We start from the raw sequence: 18,171 nt of genomic DNA, 5'->3' as shown, positions 1-18,171 counted from the left end.
GAATTAGAAAGAAGCGATTAAATGAGCGAATCAATCATTGAAATGAAAAATGTATCTTTTCAATATGAATATACGCAAGTTTTAAATAATATTTCTTTTAAGGTAAATGAAGGGGATTTTCTTGCTATTCTTGGACCAAATGGATCTGGGAAGTCGACTCTATTAAAAATATTACTAGGGTTATTAAAGCCCCAATCCGGAGAGATTAAACTTTTCGGACAACCAAATGAAACTTTTCGTCAAAGAGAATGGATCGGTTATGTTTCACAAAAGTCCAATGCATTTAACTCAGGTTTTCCTGCTACCGTTGAAGAAGTTGTAAAAAGTGGGCTTACTAAAAAAGTCGGTATGTTTAAACGTATGCCGAAAGATGCGCTATTACAAGTTCAAGATGCTTTAAAAGCAGTTGGGATGGAAAGATTCAGCAAGAAAAATATTGGAGAACTTTCTGGTGGTCAGCAACAGCGTGTTTTTATTGCAAGAGCATTAATTGCTAAGCCTAAGATTTTAGTAATGGATGAACCTACTGTTGGAATTGACCATGAAAATGTCCAATCGTTTTATGATATGTTGTACTCCTTAAACAAGGAACAAAATATAACAATTATTTTAGTAACACATGATGTTGACACAGTCTCAAATCGAATAAGCCATGTAGCATGTTTAAATCAAACAATACATTTCCATGGATATAAACAAGAGTTTGATGAAATATCGCAAGAACAATTAGACAAATGGCAAGGCCATGCAGTTAGAAAGATTCATTAAAGAGGAGAAGGCAATATGATAGATGCGATAATAAATTATGAGTTTTTACAAAACGCTTTTTTCTCCGGGCTTCTTATAGGAATCATTGCTCCATTGTTAGGAGTTTTCATTGTTGTTCGTAGAATGTCACTTATTGCAGATGCACTTTCCCACGTAACATTAGCAGGGATAGCAGGAAGTTTATATTTAAGTCAAACCTTCACTGTGTTAGCGCTTATTAATCCTATCTATTTAGGTATTGTAGCATCAGTAAGTGGATCAATTTTAATTGAACGACTTCGAACGTTATACAAACATTATGAAGAGCTTGCAATACCGATTATTATGTCAGGAGGTATTGGATTAAGTGCTATCTTCATTTCATTAGCTAGTGGATTTAATACAGATATTATGAGCTATTTATTTGGCTCTGTTTCGGCAGTATCGAGGCAAGATTTATGGGTAGTAATTGCCATTACAATCGTTGTTTTTCTTTTTCTATATACTTTCTTTAAAGAAATGTTCGTTTTATCTTTTGATGAAGAATTTGCAAAAGCAAGTGGCTTACCAGCGAAAACGATTCATCTGTTGTTTATGGTCGTTGTAGCTTTAGTAATTGCTGCAAGTATGCGGATTGTGGGGATTTTGCTTGTTTCTTCATTAATTACTTTACCAGTAGCTGCAAGTATGCGTATTGCAAAAGGCTTTAAACAAACCATCCTTTTTTCCATTCTCTTTGGTGAGGCCGCGGTGATTTTAGGATTAGTGAGTGCGTTTTATTTAAATCTCGCTCCAGGAGGAACAATTGTTGTAACGTCCATCCTTATCTTATTAATTGTGATACTAGGTAAAAAAGCAGCGATGAAAATGAAAGCAGAAAGGGTCTAAGTTATTGTGAATATTACACGGGCATGGGAAATCTTAAAAAATAACGGGTATAAAAAAACAGATAAAAGAGAATTAATATTAAATATGTTTGCTGAATCCGATAAGTATTTAACGGCTCGGGACTTGTTAACGGTTTTAAAGAAAGATTATCCTGGTATGAGTTTTGATACAATCTATCGAAATTTAGCTACATTTGTTGAGTTAGGAATCTTAGAAGAAACGGAATTAAACGGTGAACGAAATTTCCGTATGCAGTGTGAATCAGAGCATCATCATCACCATTTTATTTGTATGGATTGTGGAAATGTAAAAGAAATTCCAGTTTGTCCAATGGAGATGATGAACGAAAAATTACCAAATTATTCGATTGAATCCCACAAGTTTGAAATTTACGGTAAATGTCCAGAGTGCCAGTAATTACTCGAAAGTACCGTAATATGATTAGTTGTGTTAAAATTATATTTTTTTGAAAATTCATATGTTACAGTAGTTAATAATTGAATATTCTTGCAGGAAAAAGGTGCACAATCATGCTTAATGGGGAATTCGGTGAGATGCCGAAGCTGTGTCCGCAACTGTATGTGTTTTATTATAAGGAAGATAAAAAATTTCTCAAAAAAACACGAGCCAGGAGACCATCCTTTTTCTAATCGTAACACCCCTCTTCGGAACTAAAGAGAATGTACGGCAAATTTTTCGAATATAGATTACCATTTAAATATTCTATGAGTTATGCCATCCATTCTTGGGTGGCTTTTTTATTATGTAGAAAAAGAGAAAGAGGAATTGAATATGAAAAAATATAAAAAATGGCTGGCTCCTATAGCCATCTCTCTAGTTTTAGCAGGATGTGCAAATGAAAAGACTGATGAAAATGCAAAAAATGACTCAACATCTACATCTAATGAAAGTTCCTATACTGTTCAGGATGACCGTGGTGTGGATGTAACGTTTGAAACGGTTCCAGAAAAAGTTATCTCACTTCAACCGAGCAATACAGAAATATTGTTTGAATTAGGTGTGGGGGATAAAGTAATCGGTGTTACAGATTATGATACATATCCTGAACAAGCAAAAGAAATTGAACGGGTATCTGATACACTGACTGTAAATAATGAACGAGTTATAGAGTTAAACCCTGATGTTATTTTCGCTTATTCAATAGGTGATGATGCACAAGTGGAACAATTAGAAAGTGTTGGAATGAAAGTATTCGTTATTGATGCTGCATCTACAATAGAGGATGTTTATGGTGATATTAAACAAATTTCTGAAGTCATGGGTGTTGAAGAAGAGGGGCAGAAGGTAGTAGATACTATTCAATCAAAAATAACTGCTGTTCAAGAGAAAACAGCTAATATAGATAATAAGAAAAAAGTTTATTTCGAAATTTCATCTGCACCAGATATTTGGTCGATAGGGACTGGAACATTCCAACAAGAACTAATTACAAGTGCTGGTGTTGAAAATTTATATGGGGATCAACAAGGTTGGTTTGCAGTAAGTGAAGAAGATTTAATACATCGCAATCCAGAAGCAATAATTACGACGGTTAACGTTGAAGATCCTGTAACTGAAATTTTATCTCGTTCAGGTTGGAATGTGATTACTGCAGTACAGAAAAATGAAGTATACTATTTGAATGCAGATATTGTAGATCGACCAGGTCCACGTATTGGAGAAGCAGTCGAGCTTATTGCAAAATCCATTTATCCTGATTTATTTGATGAATAATATTTTTGCAGAACTATTCTAAGGAAATTTTAGGAGATAACAATGACAATTATTTTTATTACAGGTGGCGTAAGAAGTGGAAAAAGTGCATTTGCAGAAAAATATGCTTTAGAAATTTTTAATAATCAAGAAGGAGCATCCCTTTTTTATATTGCCTCTGGAGTAGCCTTTGATGATGAAATGAAAAAGAGAATCAAGCGTCATCAAGAAGATCGATCAAAGTCAAATGAAGCATGGCAAACCATTGAAGTCCCCGATGATTTTCCTCCAGAAATGATGGGGTTCAAACAAAATGACGTTGTTGTTTGGGATTGCATTACGACATGGGTGACTAACGTGTTATTTAAAACCGAACAGTATTCCCAACAACAACGTATAATCAAAATTAATCAATATATAAATCAGTTCAAGTCCTATGTAACCCATTGGAATGAGAATCAAATAAAATTAATCATTGTGTCAAATGAAGTATTAGATGAGCCCCAATCTAATTTTGCAGAAGTAAACATGTTCCGCAAACTCCTAGGGGAACTTCATCAGTGGATTGTCTCACAAAGTGATGAAGCTTATGAGATTGATTATAGTATTATAAGACGTTGGAAATAAGGTGGTGTCCTAAATGAAAAATAGTTTGGTAGGTCTACTACTTACATTTCAATTTTTCACTTCAATACCTGTTCGAAAACAATTGACAATGGATCGACAAACAGTGACTTCGATGTATGCTTTAATGCCAGTTATGGGTGTATTAATGGGATGTACAAATTTACTTATCGTTTACTTAAATGGTTCGTATTTTCATTTTTCACCATTATTTTTAGCAATCATTCTAGTTGTAGCTAATATTGTAATGACTGGTGGGTTGCATTTAGATGGTTGGATTGATCTTGGGGATGCTTTTTTTTCTTACCAAGATCAAAAGCGGAGATTAGAAATTTTAGAAGACTCCAGAGTGGGTGCTTTTGGGGCAATCTGTTTAGTTGTGTTACTACTTCTTAAAGTGGCTTTTTTATATGAATTATTTAATAGAGATTTAGAGAATCATTTAGTTTATTTTGTGGTCATTCCATTTTTAGGTCGAATATCTATATTAATTTATTTCTTAACAATGAAAAACGTCAAACAAACAGGTTTAGCTGCTTATTTTAAGTCGCAAGTAATTAATAAACATGTGTGGACTGCAATTGTAATTTATACGATTCTATTAGTTGCAATTTTTACATATTTTTCAATGCCTCTTGTCTTTATTTTATATCTATCGATGATTGGTGTTATAGCAATCTATCGAATTTGGACACTAAAGAATTTTGGTGGCATGACTGGTGATTTAATGGGTGCACTATATGAAGGAATGGAGTTAATTTTGTGGGGAATTCTGTTATTGTTCATTTAATTCGTCATGAGAAAACGGAAGCAAATACAATGAGAAAATATTTGGGATGGACGGATGAATCGATACTTGATATTCACGAATCGTTTCACATTCCATTTCAGTCTACATTGGTTTATGGCAGTGATTTAAAAAGATGTGTTGAGACAGCAAAATTATATTTTCCTATGGCAGAATATAAAGCTTTTTCACCATTACGTGAACTTAATTTTGGCGATTTTGAAATGAAAACTTATGATCAGTTGAAAAATTTACTTATTTACCGTGAATGGATTGATTGCCCACAACAAATTACACCACCTAATGGAGAAAACTTCCAACATTTCAAACATCGAGTGTTAGCTTGTTTTAAACAAATCGTTAATCAACCTCATGAATACACGTTCGTTGTTCATGGGGGAGTTATTCGACTGCTTTTATCTGAATTTGGACCATCTAAACAAACATTTAATGAAATTGCTGTTAATCATCGCACAATTTATACATTAAAATGGTCAAATCCTAACTTAATAAAAGGAGGGCTACGATGCGAGTTATTATTGGTGGAGCCTATAATGGAAAAAAGGCCTATGTAAAAAATTCGTTGCTACATATTGATCAAAAATTTATTCATTTTTTTGATGGGGAAATACCTTCAACACAATTCACGGAAGAAGCCTATGTAGTAATAAGTAATTTTGAGAAAATTATTTTAGGAATGACTGATTTCGATGAGGATGAAATTGCAAATCAATTATTAGAGGCAATTAAAAAATTGGATAAACAGACGAATGTCATTTGTATTTGCAATGATCTTGGCCGAGGAGTTGTCCCTATAGAAAAAGAACAACGTAAATTAAGGGATACGTGTGGAAGATTATATCAAAGATTATTTGAAGAAAGTAAATCAATTGTTCGTATATGGTACGGGATACCACAAATAATAAAGGAGTGTTATGTTAATGAATAATTCGAAATTGAAATTAATGATATTAACCGCTTTAATTGCAGCATTATCAGTAATTGGTAGCTTTATAAAAGTGCCTGGAATTATTACAACAGCTGCATTAGACTCGGCACCAGCATTTATGAGTGTAGCATTCCTACCACCGATTTATTCTGGGTTAGCTGGAGGTTTAGGACATCTTGCAACCGCCTATTCATCAGGATTTCCATTTGGGCCATTACATATCTTAATTGCAATCGAAATGTTTATCATTGTTTCTTTATTTAATGTTTTACATAAAAAAGGTTTCACCATTTTAAAGTGGATCTTTTTAATTGTTGCCAATGGGATTCTCTCACCATTGCCATTTTACTTTATTATTTCACCTGCTTTTTATTTCTCAGCATTACCTAGTTTACTTGTTGCAACAGTTATTAATGTTATAATTGTATTAATCATAATGCCAATTTTAGTTAAAATTTTGAATAATGGAAAGGTAAAACATATATGAGAAATGCAATTAAAATTGATAGGGATACGATAATAACCATTGATAATTCTGGTTGTATCGGTGAAAAAGAGCATGATTGTGTTAAGGTTCCTAACGAATTAGCGGCCTACTACTCCGCACGCGTCTCAATATTAGAGCAATGGTGCGCGGGAGCACAGCCCACACATTTGTTTTTAGCTAACTTTACAAGTGAAGACGCATGGGCTGATTATCAAAAAGGATTCGCAAAGGCGTTTGAAGAAATAGGCGAAAAAATGCCCCCACTAAATGGTTCCACAGAATCGAATTTCACTTCAATGCAATCTGGACTAAGTTTAACAGTCGTGGGAAAAAAAGCATTTGAAATAAATGAGGAAAACTGTGATTGGTTTATTGTTGGACGACCACTAGTAGGGGAAGAAGTTGTGATGAATCCGGCCGATGTGGCAAAGTTAAATGAACTTATTCTACTAATCAAAATCGGGATTATAAAACATGTATGGCCAGTCGGTTCTAAAGGAATTAAGGCGGAATGTAAGAAAATTTTTAAAAACAATGAAATTGAATGTGCATTGCCTTTAGAAAAATCAGGTGGTCCATCAACTTGTGTTATTGTAGCGGTTGATAGAGAACAACTAGGTCAATTTTTTGATACAATTACAGCACCAATCGAAAAGCTTATTATAAAATAATCATCGTCTAAGGAGAGAATGAAATGTATTCAGTAACTAACCGTATAAATGTTAAAAAAGGAATGGCTCATAAAATGGCACCTAATTTCACAAAACCAGGCCCATTACAACAATTTGAAGGATTTATTAAAGTAGAAGTTCATGTAAGTACTCAATTTGAAGAATACGATGAGTTAAGTGTAATGATGTTTTGGGAAAATATGGAAGGTTTTGAAGCTTGGAAAAATAGTGATGCTTTTAAAGAAGCACATAAACGTCCTTCTGATGGACCAAATCCGAATAGCCCAGTAATTAGTAGCCAAATCGTCGTAGCAGAGATTGTGTCTACAATTTCAAAATAAAAATAAAAGGTCGTCTCAATTCATTTTGAGGCGACTTTTTAATTTAAATCTTTTGTTTCATTAGATTTTCTAAATAAAAGAAATAAGCATCATCTGAGCATTTTTTTAGCATTTGAGAGAAAGAATCCGTTTTCAATTCTAAAATCGCTGCTTTCACAAAAAGGGATTGATCCTTTAAGAAATCTTGAATCTCACTTTCTGTTCCTTGTAGTGCATCAAAATATTTTAATTCTCTATTCTTCTCTGCCATGTAGGATAAATTATATTTATCCATAACGAATAAAATCCAATCGTTTAAGGAGGAGGCCAAGAATAAAGAGACTATGTATAGAAATTCAGGGGTAGCATCTTTCCGTTGTTTTAAATTTTGAAAATGAACATCTTTTATTAAAGCATTATAAATAATATAGTTTGATGTATAATAAAGAGATTTTTCAACGGATTGAATAATAATATGATCATCAGGAAGTAACAATAACCAAGCATTAAAAGCTACTATCCAAGCATCTTCCTGAGGCATTGCGCCGTCTTTAACGATATAAGAATAGTCTTTTAATTTCTCTGCTATTGATAGGAAAGTGTCAACATGATGTTGTTCGATATAAAATAGACTTCTATCAACAGTGATTTCGTGATACATCATAAACACCCCTTTATATAGTAAGTAATAAATCTAAAAAATGTAATATTTTAGTATCTATTAAACAGTTTACCTAAAATAGATAATGGTTGACAATCATAAAAACCAAAATATAGACTAAATAACTAGTTTGAAATCACATTAAATAAAAATAGGGATAAATATAGTAGTAAAAAACTAAATATGGGTGAAATGAATGTTGTAAAAATGTGATTTTATGTAGTAATTAATCGAAAAGAATATGATAAGCAAAAATTCGCTATGTAATTTAACTCATATAACTTTGTGAGATTCTTTTAAGAGGGAGTATGGTTGTAAGTGAAAAAGCTGTTTAAACATTTTAGAAAAAAGTGTTTAAACAGCTCTATAATAATTACGCTTCTCCAAGTTCCTTTAATACGGGGTTCTGATACGTTTCTTTATTTAATTCGCCAGTTACTCTGGATGTCGTAATTCCAGCAACCATTGATCCACTTACATTCAGTGCAGTGCGTCCCATATCAATTAACGGCTCAACTGAAATTAATACACCTGCTAATGCAATAGGTAAATCGAGAGCGGAAAGCACGATAATCGCTGCAAATGTAGCCCCTCCACCAACTCCTGCAACACCAAATGAACTGATGGCGACTACAAAAATAACCGTGAGTATAAAAGAAGGATTAAGTGGATTAATGCCAACAGTTGGCGCGATCATAACAGCTAACATTGCTGGATACACACCTGCACATCCATTTTGACCAATTGATAATCCAAAGGAACCTGCAAAGTTTGCGATTCCATCGGGTACCCCAAAACGATCGATTTGTGTTTTTAAATTTAAAGGCAATGTCCCTGCACTAGAGCGTGAAGTGAATGCAAATAATAATGTTTCTGCGGATTTTTTAATATACATGATTGGACTTAATCCCGAAAGTGAAATAATTAATAAATGTATGAAAAATACTACGATCAGAGCAACATAGGAAGCAAGAACAAACTTTCCTAAATTGTAAATGGCAGCAAAATCACTTGTTGCTACGGTTCTAGCCATAATTGCCAAGATTCCAAATGGCGTTAAACGTAAAACAATCGTAACTACACCCATCACTAATGAGTAGATTGACTCAATTAATTTCTTTATTGTTTTAGATGTTTCTTCATCTTTTCGAACAACACGTAAATAGGAGAATCCTAAAAAGGCAGCAAAGATTACAACTGCAATGGTAGATGTAGACCTCGCACCCGTTAAATCTAAAAATGGGTTAGCAGGTAATAATTCAATAATTTGCTCAGGTAAAGTTGTCACTTCAGCAGACTTTTCTTCTAATGAAGCACCTCTCTCTTTTTCTGCCTCTCCCTGCACTAATTCTGAAGCATTCAAATTAAAGATGGATGCAGATGTTATTCCAACACCAGCAGAGATTGCAGTAGTACCTACTAAAATAAGTAGTATGAGACCCGCAATTTTTCCAAGATTATTACCTAATTTTAATTTTGTAAATGCAGATAATATTGAAATAAAAACTAGTGGCATTGCAACCATTTGAAGTAATTTTACATAGCCAGTTCCGATAATGTTATACCACGCAACGGTATTAGTAATTTCTTCAGAGGTTGCGCCATAAATCAGTTGAAGGATAAGGCCTAAAATAATACCTAAAATAAGCGCAATGAAGACTCGATTCGAAAATTTAACATGCTTTTTATTTAAATATTGTAAAAATAATATGATTAGTAATAATACTATTACATTGATTATAGTAAACAATAGCCATCCCCCTAATTTTTTCTTGTATTTTATGATGAGGAATTCATTATTTTTTATTCATTATTCAATGAGTTTGTTTTCCATCGCATGAATAGATTTATTTTGTTAAAATAGAAATATTAGTTCAGTTAAAAGCGAAAGGGAAGTTTACTCAAATGAATTCACCATATACATTTAAACATTTAAAAGCTAATACTAATGAGGGAAATATTCCTGCTATTTTTTTATTTCATGGTTTAGGAAGTAATGAAGACGATTTACTTCAAATAGTTGAACAATTTAAAGGTAAATGTCATATTTTTAGTTTAAGAGGACCGATTACTCATTCTCCAGGTTACGCATTTTATACATTTGCTGAAGAAGGAAAACCTGAACGAAAAGTATTCGATCAGATGATTGTTTATACTAAGGATTTTATTTTAGAGGCAATTAAAGAGTTTAACTTAAATAAAGATAAAATTTATTTAGTTGGATTTAATCAAGGGGCAGTAGTTGCACAAACTCTAACTGTCGTTTTAGGAAATGTTATCCGAGGAACTGTTTCTTTAAGTGGGTTTATTCCAGACTTTGTAACGTCTGAATATGCAAAAATGCCGTCACAGCAATCGAAAATTTTCATTTCTCATGGTGAATTTGACTATGTTTATCCAATTACATGGGGAGAAAATAGTCGAAACTTCTTTGAAGAACAGGGAATGGAAGTGACGTATAAAACCTACCCAGATGGTCATGGGGTTACTCCAGAAAATTTAACAGACTTTGTGACGTTTATTCAGGAAGATTTGAAAAACTAGAAAAAGAACCGTAGTGAGAAATCGATCACACTACGGTTTTAATTTATTTAATAGTATCTAATAATCTTTCTGCTTCATTAATAGCCATTGGTTTATGGAAGTAATAGCCTTGTCCAGTGCGACAACCCATTTTTTGCAGTAATTGATACTGTTCTAATGTTTCAATTCCTTCAGCAACTGCATGCATTTTTAAGTTGGAAGCAAGTTGTACAATTGTTTGCACTACAGCATACATGGCATTATCCTCAATGCCATTAATAAAACTCCGGTCGATTTTGATTTCAGAAAACGGTAATTGTTGTAAGTAACTCAAACTTGAAAAACCAACACCGAAATCATCTATCGAACTTTCATATCCAAATTTTCTTAACTCACTTAATATTTCCTTCGCTTTTTGATAATCGAATAATTCAACGCTTTCAGTTACTTCGATTTTTATGAACTCTGGGCTTATTTCAAACTTATTAACGTAAGAAATGAAGTCCTCCACAAAAGACTCGCGATAAAAATGGACTGGAGAAATATTTACGGATATCGGGACTATTTTTAGACCTTTTGTTTTACGTTCATTTTGGAACTTTAACACTTTCTTAAGTATGACATTATCGAGTTGGCTAATTTTCCCTGTTTGTTCAGCGATTGGAATAAATTCTGCTGGTGAAATTGGTCCTAATATAGGAGAATACCAACGTGCTAACGCTTCAAACCCTTCGATTTCAGCTGTAATTAAGTTAACTTTAGGTTGCAAATGGATAGTAAATTCATCATTTTGAAGTCCATATGTTAGTTGGTTAACAATCTCAAGTTCTCTTTGAATTTTTTCATCCGTTTCTGGCTCAAAGTATGCAACCTCTACACCTTTTTGGTTTCGAGATTTTGTAAGGGCGATATCTGATCTACGAATACTTTCATCAATTGAAATTGTTTCATCAAAATTAGCAATTCCAATTTTTAAGGAAATGAAAATCTCTCGTTTCGCAATTGAAAAGGGCGTACTTGTAATTTCAAATAGTCTCTTAACTAAGTTATCAATTTCTTCTGATGTTGATTTTGTTGCGATGATGAAGGTAGAATTAGAAAAACGCCCATAAATGATATTATCGATATTATAATGCTTTTCTAGCCTTTCAATTAATTGACCAATTAATTCATCACCAATACTCCTACCAAATAAATCTACTATGCTTGAATACTCTCTTGGTTGAATTAATAAAATATGTCCTTTAATACCTTCTTCTGCCCATTCTTTTAATTTTGTATAAAAATAATTATAATTCGGGATTCCTGAAGAAAGATCGAAATAAGCAAGTTTCTGTAGCTGTTGTTTTTGTTCAGCATACTTTATCGATAATCCTATGATTGGAGAAAGTTTATTTAAAAAGTCAATATCAGCTTGTCTAAGTTCAGAATGATTTTTTAAATACATTGAAAAGTACCCTAATAATTGTTGTTCATTATTATAGATGGGTTTTGTCCAACATGTTACATCGCTTTCAATATATTGATTCGAATGATTTGTTAGTTTTTGAATGTAAATGGCACGTTCATTACAACTCGCTGTGGAGTTAATGTCCATTTTATGATTTTCCATTACCCATTCTAATGACAAAGAGCCACTCGCGATCGGGTTTATCTCATCAGGACTTGTAACAAAATGTATGGAACTAAATATATCTCGGATATAATAACGTTCTACTTGTTTAGTAATCAATTTACATATATTTACTAACTCAACGCCTTTTTCTAAATCAGTATATACTTCATGCTCTAATTTAGAGAGCATTTTTCCTAGCATCGATTCTGTTATATCATTACAATGAAGTACTGCATATTGAATGTGCCCTTTATTATCTTTAATTGGTTCGCAGGCTATATGATTCCAGAAGGCTACTTTATCTTTACGATAATGTAATATATTAAGACGGAATGGTTTTTTATGTAGTAAATGATATTCAAATTCTTCTTGCGATTCCTCGCTCGTTTTTTGACCTTTAAGGGTTGTGATATTTCTTCCAATTAATTCATCTTTATCATATCCAGTTAAGTGTAAAAATGCATTGTTGAGAAAAACAATCGGGTAGTTTGGGTCATTTATATCAACAATAGCTATTCCAATATGATATTGTTCACTAATATTACAGAGGAATGAAAATAATTGTTCCTTGTTTAATGGCATGTATGAATTACCCATTATTCTTCTCCTCCCAAAAAACAGGCTAAACTATAGTATAGTAAGTATATCAGAATTAGTAATTGGAAAGGGGAATTATTTGAAAATAGTTTAAATTTTATCAGCTATAGATAATTATGGTACTAAGAATTAATGGGTAGAAATATATGAATCATATATTAATTCTAGCGCTTTTTCCCCAGTTTCATCTACGAGTTTTTCCCCATTTAACGATAATTTTACTACTGCTGAATCAGAAGAGATTTGGTTATCAATAAGTTGAAATTCTACTGTAACTTTTCCTTCTGTTTTTAATTTTGACTTTTGTTCTTCGGTAAATTGATAACTTTCGAATAGATTTTCTTTCCATGTTCCTCTTACTTTTAATTCTTGTAGTTCATTAAAATTTTCATATTCCCATTGTATGTCGCGTAAAATAGATTCAAATAAATCATTGATTGTAAATATTTCATTTTTATATTCAATTTCTATCGCACGAACAGTATGAGCATCCTTTGAAATTGCATTGGCAGCTTTATTAGCAGTAGAATCGATATCTGAAATCGCTTTCTTTATTTCGGTTAGTTGGTTAGTACAAGCTGTTAGAAATAATAGACAAATAGATGTTAATAGTATTGATATTAATTTTCGCATAACTAAAACCTCCAAAGTATCCTAAGTTAATTTTATCTTATCGGAAATGTACCACTTTAAATGAATCGAATTATCGACGATTATGAATTTTTTGTAACAGCAATTAGTACAAGCTTTAAAGAATTTAGAAAGGTTTTGAAGGGAAGATGAAATGAAAATTGATGATGATGTTTTAGAAAAATTAGGTGTGTATTTTGTCTATTTTGATATTTATAATCTTTACGGTATACCATTTGAAACGTTTGTAGAACGATGGAAAAAAGGGATATTAGAGGAATATATAGAGGCATAGAAAAAGGAGTTGTCTGAAAAGTCATTTTGAGACAACTCCTTTGTAACTGACGCTACCGCTTTCGTCACAGATAAATTGCGACGAGGATAGTGACAACCACCGCAGGAACAATAATTCATAAGAGATATTTATCAAGAAAGAAAAGAGGTGTCCAAAAAATTATTACTTTTTGGACACCTCCTTTTATTAGAAATGTTGTTTAATCCATTTATTCGCTTCGAGCCAATTGTTAACCCGAACGACATTATTGGGAATAGCTTTCCGATTATATGGTGTATCAAATAAGATAACTGGGATTTTTAACTCTTCCGCTAACATGACAGCATTATCGTGCTTGTCTTCAAAAAACACTTCAATCTGATGCTTTTTTGCAGCTTCAAGTTTGTCATGGCTACCAATTAAATCAATATGATGGAAAGGTACTTGATGATCTTCAAACCATTTTTGTGTAATTGGAAAAACACTTGTATCTCTGGCCGAAATATAAATTAGCTCATATTGGTGTTGCCATTGGTCTAAAATCTTTTTGGCATCTTTTGCGATATGACTAACGGAGTACATATATCCTTCATTTTCCTTAAACCATTTAGCAAATTCTTTTCGATCGACAGGATGAGGGAAAGCACTTAGAAAATCATATTCAATCACATCGTCTAACACAATATTTGTATTATATTGCTTGTTAATATGTGGAATAAGTGTATCAGGTGTTGTCACAGTACCATCAATATCGATACCAAATCGAGATTTAAATTGTGACATAATAAAAACCTCCTAGTTTAGAGATTTTTCTTCTTCAGCTCGCTTTTCAGCCATTTCTGCTGCTAATTTATCAATTTCTTTTTTCAATTCTTCTACCATTGTTGCTTCAGGAACTTTACGAACAGTTTTACCTTTCATAAATAAAAGTCCTTCTCCGCGAGCACCAGCAATACCGATATCTGCTTCACGTGCTTCACCTGGTCCGTTTACGGCACAACCAAGAACAGCAACTTTTAGTGGAACATTAAGTTTAGAAATATATTCTTCTACTTCATTTGCAATGGAGATTAAATCAATTTCGATACGGCCACAAGTAGGGCAAGAAATTAATGTTGCCATATTAGAAGCTAAACCAAATGACTTTAATAGTTCACGTGCAACTTTTACTTCTTCTACTGGATCAGCTGATAGGGAAATACGTAATGTATTACCAATACCTTTTGATAAAATTGCTCCAAGTCCAGCAGCAGATTTTACTGTACCTGCAAATAAAGTACCTGATTCTGTAATACCTAAGTGTAATGGGTAATCAAAAGCTTTTGCAGCTTTTTCATAAGCTTCAATTGCTAAGTTAACATCCGAAGCTTTCATTGATACGATAATATCGTGGAAATCTAAGTCTTCTAATATTTTAATATGGTGTAGAGCTGATTCTACCATTCCATCAGCAGTAGGGTAACCATATTTTTCTAATATGTGACGCTCTAATGAACCAGCATTTACACCAATACGAATTGGAATATTTTTAGCTTTTGCAGCATTTACTACTGCTTCAACTTTTTCACGGCGACCGATATTTCCTGGATTGATACGTACTTTATCAATTCCATTTTCAATTGCCTTTAAAGCTAGCTTATAGTCAAAATGAATATCCGCTACTAACGGAATATGGATACGTTTTTTAATTTCAGCAATTGCATCTGCAGCACGTTCATCAGGAACAGCTACGCGAACAATTTGACAACCTGCTTCTTCTAAACGAAGAATTTCAGCTACCGTTGCTTCAACGTCATGTGTTTTTGTTGTACACATACTTTGGATGAATAGTTCATTACTACCACCAATCGTTAAATTACCTACACGTACAGGACGCGTTTTTGAACGGTGAATTAGTTCACTCATGAAGATTCTCTCCTTTTATAAAGGTACGTATTTTAAAGAAATGTCGTACCACACTTTAGTTATTTTATCAGTGTAGGTAAACAAGGACAAGGAAGAAACGCTATATTTTTTTCTATGAAGAAAAAGTAACATAATAATGTTCGCTATAAAGTTACTATTGTCATATTAATTTAAAATAAAGGACGTTAATTAATTCATAAAAGTTTCGCTATCTGGAGCACTCTTGAACACGTTGATGATAAATAGGGACTTTTACTAGTTCACCTGGAACCATCGCTTGTTTTTTTAGATGTGGGTTTAATTTATAAAAATGCGCCATACGTTCAGGAAGTGAGATTTTCACTTCTGATGGATATGCAGCAAATAAACTTTGTACGGATTCACCTTCAGTTGTTAGGACTGAAATGGATTGAACTGAGATTTGTTCATTACATATTAAATCTTGCGAGTCATCAAAAGCTGCAAGAGGAACAGTTCCTTCTGTTAAATCTATTTTAATCACAGCTGCTACTAGAAAGAAAACAACTGTAAATATTAGAAATCTCATTAAAATCCCTCCTTTCTCTCACTATATGAAGAGAAGGGGGATTCATGCATACTATTTTTTTGGTATTTTTGGATATTTAGTAGAAGCGATAAACAGTAGGATAACCGTGATTACGATTCCTATTAAAGTAGGGATCGTGCCAGTAAATTGTAGGGTTGTAAATATAATGGATAACAGTGTTGACCAAGTGTTCGCCAATGCAGCAGTTCGCCACATGTGACGATATTCCCCTCGGCGATTCGTTAATTTTAAAATAACTACTCCAACAAAGGCGTAAATACTAATTCTTCCAAATAATAGAACAGTAGTAGTTAAAATTAAAAATAAAATCGCAAATGGATAGAGTAACCACTGAATATCTTCTATGTATTCTGTTAAACCTTCTATACTATAGGAAATAGTTGAAACACCAGTAAGAAATTGAATAAAAGAAAAAATAGTAACTAATGCTATTAATAAAAATACATATTGAATGGTTTTACCAATGGATAATAGCCGGTAAGCTGCTAATTTTTTGGGATGTAATAAGCTATCAATGAAAAGTTGTGAATGTTTAACCATAAATTCTCCTCCAAAAAGAAGTGTACCATGAACAATGGCAAGGTTAAATAAATAATCGAATGAATCTTTTCTTCTTACTATTTCGTAAATAAGTGGTAAATTAAAATAGGAGATGTTTTTTTGGAAATAATCGCTTGGATAATTATTATTTTAAGTTTCGTCATTGCCTTTGTAGGATTAATCTACCCAATTATTCCATCTGTGTTATTTATTTTATTAGGCTTTATTGTTTATGGAATGTTCTTTTCATTTACAGAACTCGGTTGGTTATTTTGGTCCGTTGAAATTTTATTTGTCATACTTTTATTTGCAGCAGATTCAATTTCCAACTTAATTGGAGTAAAAAAATTTGGTGGAACAAAAGCCGGAATGTGGGGAAGCACAATTGGTTTATTAGTAGGACCATTTATTATCCCGGTTGTAGGTATTTTAATTGGGCCATTTTTAGGTGCAGTCATTGGAGAATTATTTGTGACAAAATCTGAGTTTAAAGCTGCACTAAAGTCAGGAATTGGATCACTTGTCGGTTTTTTAACTTCAGTTGTAACCAAGGGAGTAATCCAAGTCATCATGATTGTTATATTTTTTATTACAATTTGACATTTTAAAGGTTTAAGTTTAATTATATCAGCCTAAATTATGTAGGGAGTGTCATTCATTAGAGACCATCCAGTTAATAGACACCATCTTTTCCGTCAAAAGGCTGAATTGTTAATGTTCGGTGTAAAATAATTGAATGGATTACTAAAGTTTGATAACCTAGAAAGGTAATCAACATTGATTTATTTAAGGGAGGAAATATATTATGGCTTTTGAATTACCACAATTAACTTACGCATATGATGCATTAGAACCACACATCGATGCTAAAACTATGGAGATTCACCACTCTAAACATCACAATACTTATGTAACAAACTTAAATGCAGCAGTAGAAGGAACTGAATTTGCTAGCAAAGATTTACTAGATTTAATTTCTAATATCGATGCGCTTCCTGCTGACAAACAAACAGCAGTTCGTAATAACGGTGGTGGCCATGCTAACCACACATTATTCTGGGAAATCCTAGCTCCAGGTGGTTCTAACACACCTTCTGGCGAATTAGCTTCTGCAATCGAATCTAAATTCGGTAGCTTAGATGCATTCAAAGATGAATTTGCTAAAGCAGCGGCTGGCCGTTTCGGTTCAGGTTGGGCTTGGTTAGTAGTAGATGGTGGCGAACTTGCTATCACTTCAACACCAAACCAAGATTCTCCTGTTATGGAAGGTAAAACACCTATCTTAGGTTTAGACGTTTGGGAGCATGCTTACTACTTAAACTACCAAAACCGTCGTCCTGACTACATTTCTGCATTCTGGAATGTAGTAAACTGGGATGTTGTAGCAGAAAAATTTGCTGCTGCGAAATAATAATGTCTTCCTGTAACTATCTCTTTCCCCATCTTCTAAAGTCGGTACCTGCTGTAACTAAGTTGGTTTCTGGCGCGGTGGAAAAAAGATAATGGCAAGACTGATAAAAGGATCAGGAGCATACCTCTGGTATGTTTCCTGGTCCTTTTTTGCGTGCAATAAAGTCAAGCAGAATAGGGATTAGCAAGGAATAAATACGTTGGTCAACGACCAATGTATCAAGCTAAATGCTAATATCTTATTCATACTTCGGGAACGAAC

At 33.1% G+C, this 18,171-nt stretch carries 23 protein-coding genes and 1 riboswitch; of the genes, 15 read left to right on the top strand and 8 right to left on the bottom strand.

Annotated elements, in window-relative coordinates:
• The first annotated feature begins 21 nt into the window (after positions 1-21).
• The 11 genes from NKR20_RS11180 (at position 22) to NKR20_RS11130 (ending at position 7,207) form a co-directional block, all read left to right on the top strand.
• Positions 22-768 carry a metal ABC transporter ATP-binding protein gene (locus NKR20_RS11180; RefSeq protein WP_253426682.1) on the top strand — a complete coding sequence of 249 codons (747 nt, stop codon included), beginning with the start codon at positions 22-24 and terminating at the stop codon, positions 766-768.
• Positions 769-783: 15 nt separating this feature from the next.
• On the top strand, positions 784-1,635 hold the full coding sequence (locus tag NKR20_RS11175) for a metal ABC transporter permease (RefSeq protein ID WP_121213294.1): 852 nt from the start codon (positions 784-786) through the stop codon (positions 1,633-1,635).
• A gap of 6 nt (positions 1,636-1,641) precedes the next feature.
• Entirely contained in the window at positions 1,642-2,052 is a 411-nt protein-coding gene (locus NKR20_RS11170) for a Fur family transcriptional regulator (protein ID WP_121213293.1), read from the top strand.
• Between the two features lie 84 nt (positions 2,053-2,136).
• Positions 2,137-2,293: riboswitch (cobalamin riboswitch) on the top strand.
• A 134-nt stretch (positions 2,294-2,427) separates the two neighbouring features.
• Positions 2,428-3,369 (top strand): ABC transporter substrate-binding protein, encoded by a 942-nt coding sequence (locus NKR20_RS11165; RefSeq protein ID WP_253426679.1) that lies wholly within the window; start codon positions 2,428-2,430, stop codon positions 3,367-3,369.
• 42 nt (positions 3,370-3,411) lie between these two features.
• Positions 3,412-3,975 (top strand): bifunctional adenosylcobinamide kinase/adenosylcobinamide-phosphate guanylyltransferase, encoded by a 564-nt coding sequence (locus NKR20_RS11160; RefSeq protein ID WP_253426676.1) that lies wholly within the window; start codon positions 3,412-3,414, stop codon positions 3,973-3,975.
• A gap of 13 nt (positions 3,976-3,988) precedes the next feature.
• Complete coding sequence (gene cobS, locus NKR20_RS11155; RefSeq protein ID WP_121213290.1) at positions 3,989-4,762, top strand: adenosylcobinamide-GDP ribazoletransferase; 774 nt, start codon at positions 3,989-3,991, stop codon at positions 4,760-4,762.
• Positions 4,735-5,334, top strand: a complete 600-nt coding sequence (locus tag NKR20_RS11150; protein WP_253426673.1) for a histidine phosphatase family protein — start codon at positions 4,735-4,737, stop codon at positions 5,332-5,334. The genes cobS and NKR20_RS11150 overlap by 28 nt, the downstream gene beginning before the upstream one ends.
• Entirely contained in the window at positions 5,286-5,708 is a 423-nt protein-coding gene (locus tag NKR20_RS11145) for a bifunctional adenosylcobinamide kinase/adenosylcobinamide-phosphate guanylyltransferase (protein ID WP_253426670.1), read from the top strand. The genes NKR20_RS11150 and NKR20_RS11145 overlap by 49 nt, the downstream gene beginning before the upstream one ends.
• Positions 5,701-6,195 (top strand): ECF transporter S component, encoded by a 495-nt coding sequence (locus NKR20_RS11140; protein WP_121213287.1) that lies wholly within the window; start codon positions 5,701-5,703, stop codon positions 6,193-6,195. The genes NKR20_RS11145 and NKR20_RS11140 overlap by 8 nt, the downstream gene beginning before the upstream one ends.
• Positions 6,192-6,866 (top strand): hypothetical protein, encoded by a 675-nt coding sequence (locus NKR20_RS11135; protein ID WP_121213286.1) that lies wholly within the window; start codon positions 6,192-6,194, stop codon positions 6,864-6,866. Before NKR20_RS11140 ends, NKR20_RS11135 begins: the two co-directional genes overlap by 4 nt.
• 23 nt (positions 6,867-6,889) lie before the next feature.
• Positions 6,890-7,207, top strand: a complete 318-nt coding sequence (locus tag NKR20_RS11130) for a heme oxygenase (RefSeq protein ID WP_121213285.1) — start codon at positions 6,890-6,892, stop codon at positions 7,205-7,207.
• A gap of 43 nt (positions 7,208-7,250) precedes the next feature.
• Here the strand turns inward: NKR20_RS11130 and NKR20_RS11125 are convergent, their stop codons facing one another.
• Both NKR20_RS11125 and NKR20_RS11120 read right to left on the bottom strand, forming a co-directional pair.
• Positions 7,251-7,850, bottom strand: a complete 600-nt coding sequence (locus tag NKR20_RS11125) for a hypothetical protein (RefSeq protein WP_147404812.1) — start codon at positions 7,848-7,850, stop codon at positions 7,251-7,253.
• A 370-nt stretch (positions 7,851-8,220) separates the two neighbouring features.
• The gene (locus NKR20_RS11120; protein WP_253426660.1) at positions 8,221-9,597 is read right to left on the bottom strand and encodes an L-cystine transporter; all 1,377 of its coding nucleotides are present in this window, start codon (positions 9,595-9,597) and stop codon (positions 8,221-8,223) included.
• 155 nt (positions 9,598-9,752) lie between these two features.
• On the opposite strand from NKR20_RS11120, the gene NKR20_RS11115 reads away from it, so the two are divergent.
• Positions 9,753-10,391, top strand: a complete 639-nt coding sequence (locus NKR20_RS11115; RefSeq protein ID WP_253426657.1) for an alpha/beta hydrolase — start codon at positions 9,753-9,755, stop codon at positions 10,389-10,391.
• 43 nt (positions 10,392-10,434) lie between these two features.
• Here NKR20_RS11115 and NKR20_RS11110 read toward each other — a convergent pair whose 3' ends face one another.
• On the bottom strand, positions 10,435-12,582 hold the full coding sequence (locus NKR20_RS11110; RefSeq protein ID WP_253426655.1) for a putative bifunctional diguanylate cyclase/phosphodiesterase: 2,148 nt from the start codon (positions 12,580-12,582) through the stop codon (positions 10,435-10,437).
• A 129-nt stretch (positions 12,583-12,711) separates the two neighbouring features.
• A complete protein-coding gene (locus NKR20_RS11105; RefSeq protein WP_253426640.1) occupies positions 12,712-13,215 on the bottom strand; it encodes a hypothetical protein in 504 nt (167 codons plus the stop codon).
• A gap of 151 nt (positions 13,216-13,366) precedes the next feature.
• Between NKR20_RS11105 and NKR20_RS11100 the strand changes: the two genes are divergently transcribed.
• A complete protein-coding gene (locus NKR20_RS11100; protein ID WP_170148374.1) occupies positions 13,367-13,507 on the top strand; it encodes a hypothetical protein in 141 nt (46 codons plus the stop codon).
• Positions 13,508-13,693: 186 nt separating this feature from the next.
• Here the strand turns inward: NKR20_RS11100 and NKR20_RS11095 are convergent, their stop codons facing one another.
• From NKR20_RS11095 to NKR20_RS11080, 4 genes are all read right to left on the bottom strand, one after another.
• Positions 13,694-14,269: a hypothetical protein gene (locus NKR20_RS11095; protein ID WP_253426637.1), complete on the bottom strand. Its 576-nt coding sequence runs from the start codon at positions 14,267-14,269 to the stop codon at positions 13,694-13,696.
• Positions 14,270-14,281: 12 nt separating this feature from the next.
• On the bottom strand, positions 14,282-15,391 hold the full coding sequence (gene ispG, locus NKR20_RS11090; RefSeq protein WP_121213278.1) for a flavodoxin-dependent (E)-4-hydroxy-3-methylbut-2-enyl-diphosphate synthase: 1,110 nt from the start codon (positions 15,389-15,391) through the stop codon (positions 14,282-14,284).
• A gap of 208 nt (positions 15,392-15,599) precedes the next feature.
• Positions 15,600-15,938 (bottom strand): hypothetical protein, encoded by a 339-nt coding sequence (locus tag NKR20_RS11085; RefSeq protein WP_121213277.1) that lies wholly within the window; start codon positions 15,936-15,938, stop codon positions 15,600-15,602.
• 51 nt (positions 15,939-15,989) lie between these two features.
• On the bottom strand, positions 15,990-16,499 hold the full coding sequence (locus tag NKR20_RS11080) for a DUF1189 family protein (protein WP_253426622.1): 510 nt from the start codon (positions 16,497-16,499) through the stop codon (positions 15,990-15,992).
• A gap of 120 nt (positions 16,500-16,619) precedes the next feature.
• Between NKR20_RS11080 and NKR20_RS11075 the strand changes: the two genes are divergently transcribed.
• On the top strand, positions 16,620-17,099 hold the full coding sequence (locus NKR20_RS11075) for a DUF456 domain-containing protein (protein ID WP_253426620.1): 480 nt from the start codon (positions 16,620-16,622) through the stop codon (positions 17,097-17,099).
• A gap of 205 nt (positions 17,100-17,304) precedes the next feature.
• Positions 17,305-17,910 carry a superoxide dismutase gene (locus NKR20_RS11070; protein ID WP_253426617.1) on the top strand — a complete coding sequence of 202 codons (606 nt, stop codon included), beginning with the start codon at positions 17,305-17,307 and terminating at the stop codon, positions 17,908-17,910.
• Positions 17,911-18,171 lie beyond the last annotated feature (261 nt).

This window comes from Ureibacillus endophyticus (assembly GCF_024159215.1).
Lineage (GTDB): Bacteria > Bacillota > Bacilli > Bacillales_A > Planococcaceae > Ureibacillus > Ureibacillus endophyticus.
Note: the sequence above shows the minus strand (reverse complement) of the source record. Positions and strands in the feature narration are given on the sequence as shown.

What these genes read in the sequence shown, in the direction of transcription:
- NKR20_RS11180 (WP_253426682.1), top strand. Translation starts at nt 22, where the DNA reads ATGAGCGAATCAATCATTGAAATGAAAAATGTATCTTTTCAATATGAA.
- NKR20_RS11175 (WP_121213294.1), top strand. Translation starts at nt 784, where the DNA reads ATGATAGATGCGATAATAAATTATGAGTTTTTACAAAACGCTTTTTTC.
- NKR20_RS11165 (WP_253426679.1), top strand. Translation starts at nt 2,428, where the DNA reads ATGAAAAAATATAAAAAATGGCTGGCTCCTATAGCCATCTCTCTAGTT.
- NKR20_RS11160 (WP_253426676.1), top strand. Translation starts at nt 3,412, where the DNA reads ATGACAATTATTTTTATTACAGGTGGCGTAAGAAGTGGAAAAAGTGCA.
- cobS (WP_121213290.1), top strand. Translation starts at nt 3,989, where the DNA reads ATGAAAAATAGTTTGGTAGGTCTACTACTTACATTTCAATTTTTCACT.
- NKR20_RS11145 (WP_253426670.1), top strand. Translation starts at nt 5,286, where the DNA reads ATGCGAGTTATTATTGGTGGAGCCTATAATGGAAAAAAGGCCTATGTA.
- NKR20_RS11140 (WP_121213287.1), top strand. Translation starts at nt 5,701, where the DNA reads ATGAATAATTCGAAATTGAAATTAATGATATTAACCGCTTTAATTGCA.
- NKR20_RS11135 (WP_121213286.1), top strand. Translation starts at nt 6,192, where the DNA reads ATGAGAAATGCAATTAAAATTGATAGGGATACGATAATAACCATTGAT.
- NKR20_RS11130 (WP_121213285.1), top strand. Translation starts at nt 6,890, where the DNA reads ATGTATTCAGTAACTAACCGTATAAATGTTAAAAAAGGAATGGCTCAT.
- NKR20_RS11125 (WP_147404812.1), bottom strand. Translation starts at nt 7,850, where the DNA reads ATGATGTATCACGAAATCACTGTTGATAGAAGTCTATTTTATATCGAA.
- NKR20_RS11115 (WP_253426657.1), top strand. Translation starts at nt 9,753, where the DNA reads ATGAATTCACCATATACATTTAAACATTTAAAAGCTAATACTAATGAG.
- NKR20_RS11110 (WP_253426655.1), bottom strand. Translation starts at nt 12,582, where the DNA reads ATGGGTAATTCATACATGCCATTAAACAAGGAACAATTATTTTCATTC.
- NKR20_RS11105 (WP_253426640.1), bottom strand. Translation starts at nt 13,215, where the DNA reads ATGCGAAAATTAATATCAATACTATTAACATCTATTTGTCTATTATTT.
- NKR20_RS11100 (WP_170148374.1), top strand. Translation starts at nt 13,367, where the DNA reads ATGAAAATTGATGATGATGTTTTAGAAAAATTAGGTGTGTATTTTGTC.
- NKR20_RS11095 (WP_253426637.1), bottom strand. Translation starts at nt 14,269, where the DNA reads ATGTCACAATTTAAATCTCGATTTGGTATCGATATTGATGGTACTGTG.
- ispG (WP_121213278.1), bottom strand. Translation starts at nt 15,391, where the DNA reads ATGAGTGAACTAATTCACCGTTCAAAAACGCGTCCTGTACGTGTAGGT.
- NKR20_RS11085 (WP_121213277.1), bottom strand. Translation starts at nt 15,938, where the DNA reads ATGAGATTTCTAATATTTACAGTTGTTTTCTTTCTAGTAGCAGCTGTG.
- NKR20_RS11080 (WP_253426622.1), bottom strand. Translation starts at nt 16,499, where the DNA reads ATGGTTAAACATTCACAACTTTTCATTGATAGCTTATTACATCCCAAA.
- NKR20_RS11070 (WP_253426617.1), top strand. Translation starts at nt 17,305, where the DNA reads ATGGCTTTTGAATTACCACAATTAACTTACGCATATGATGCATTAGAA.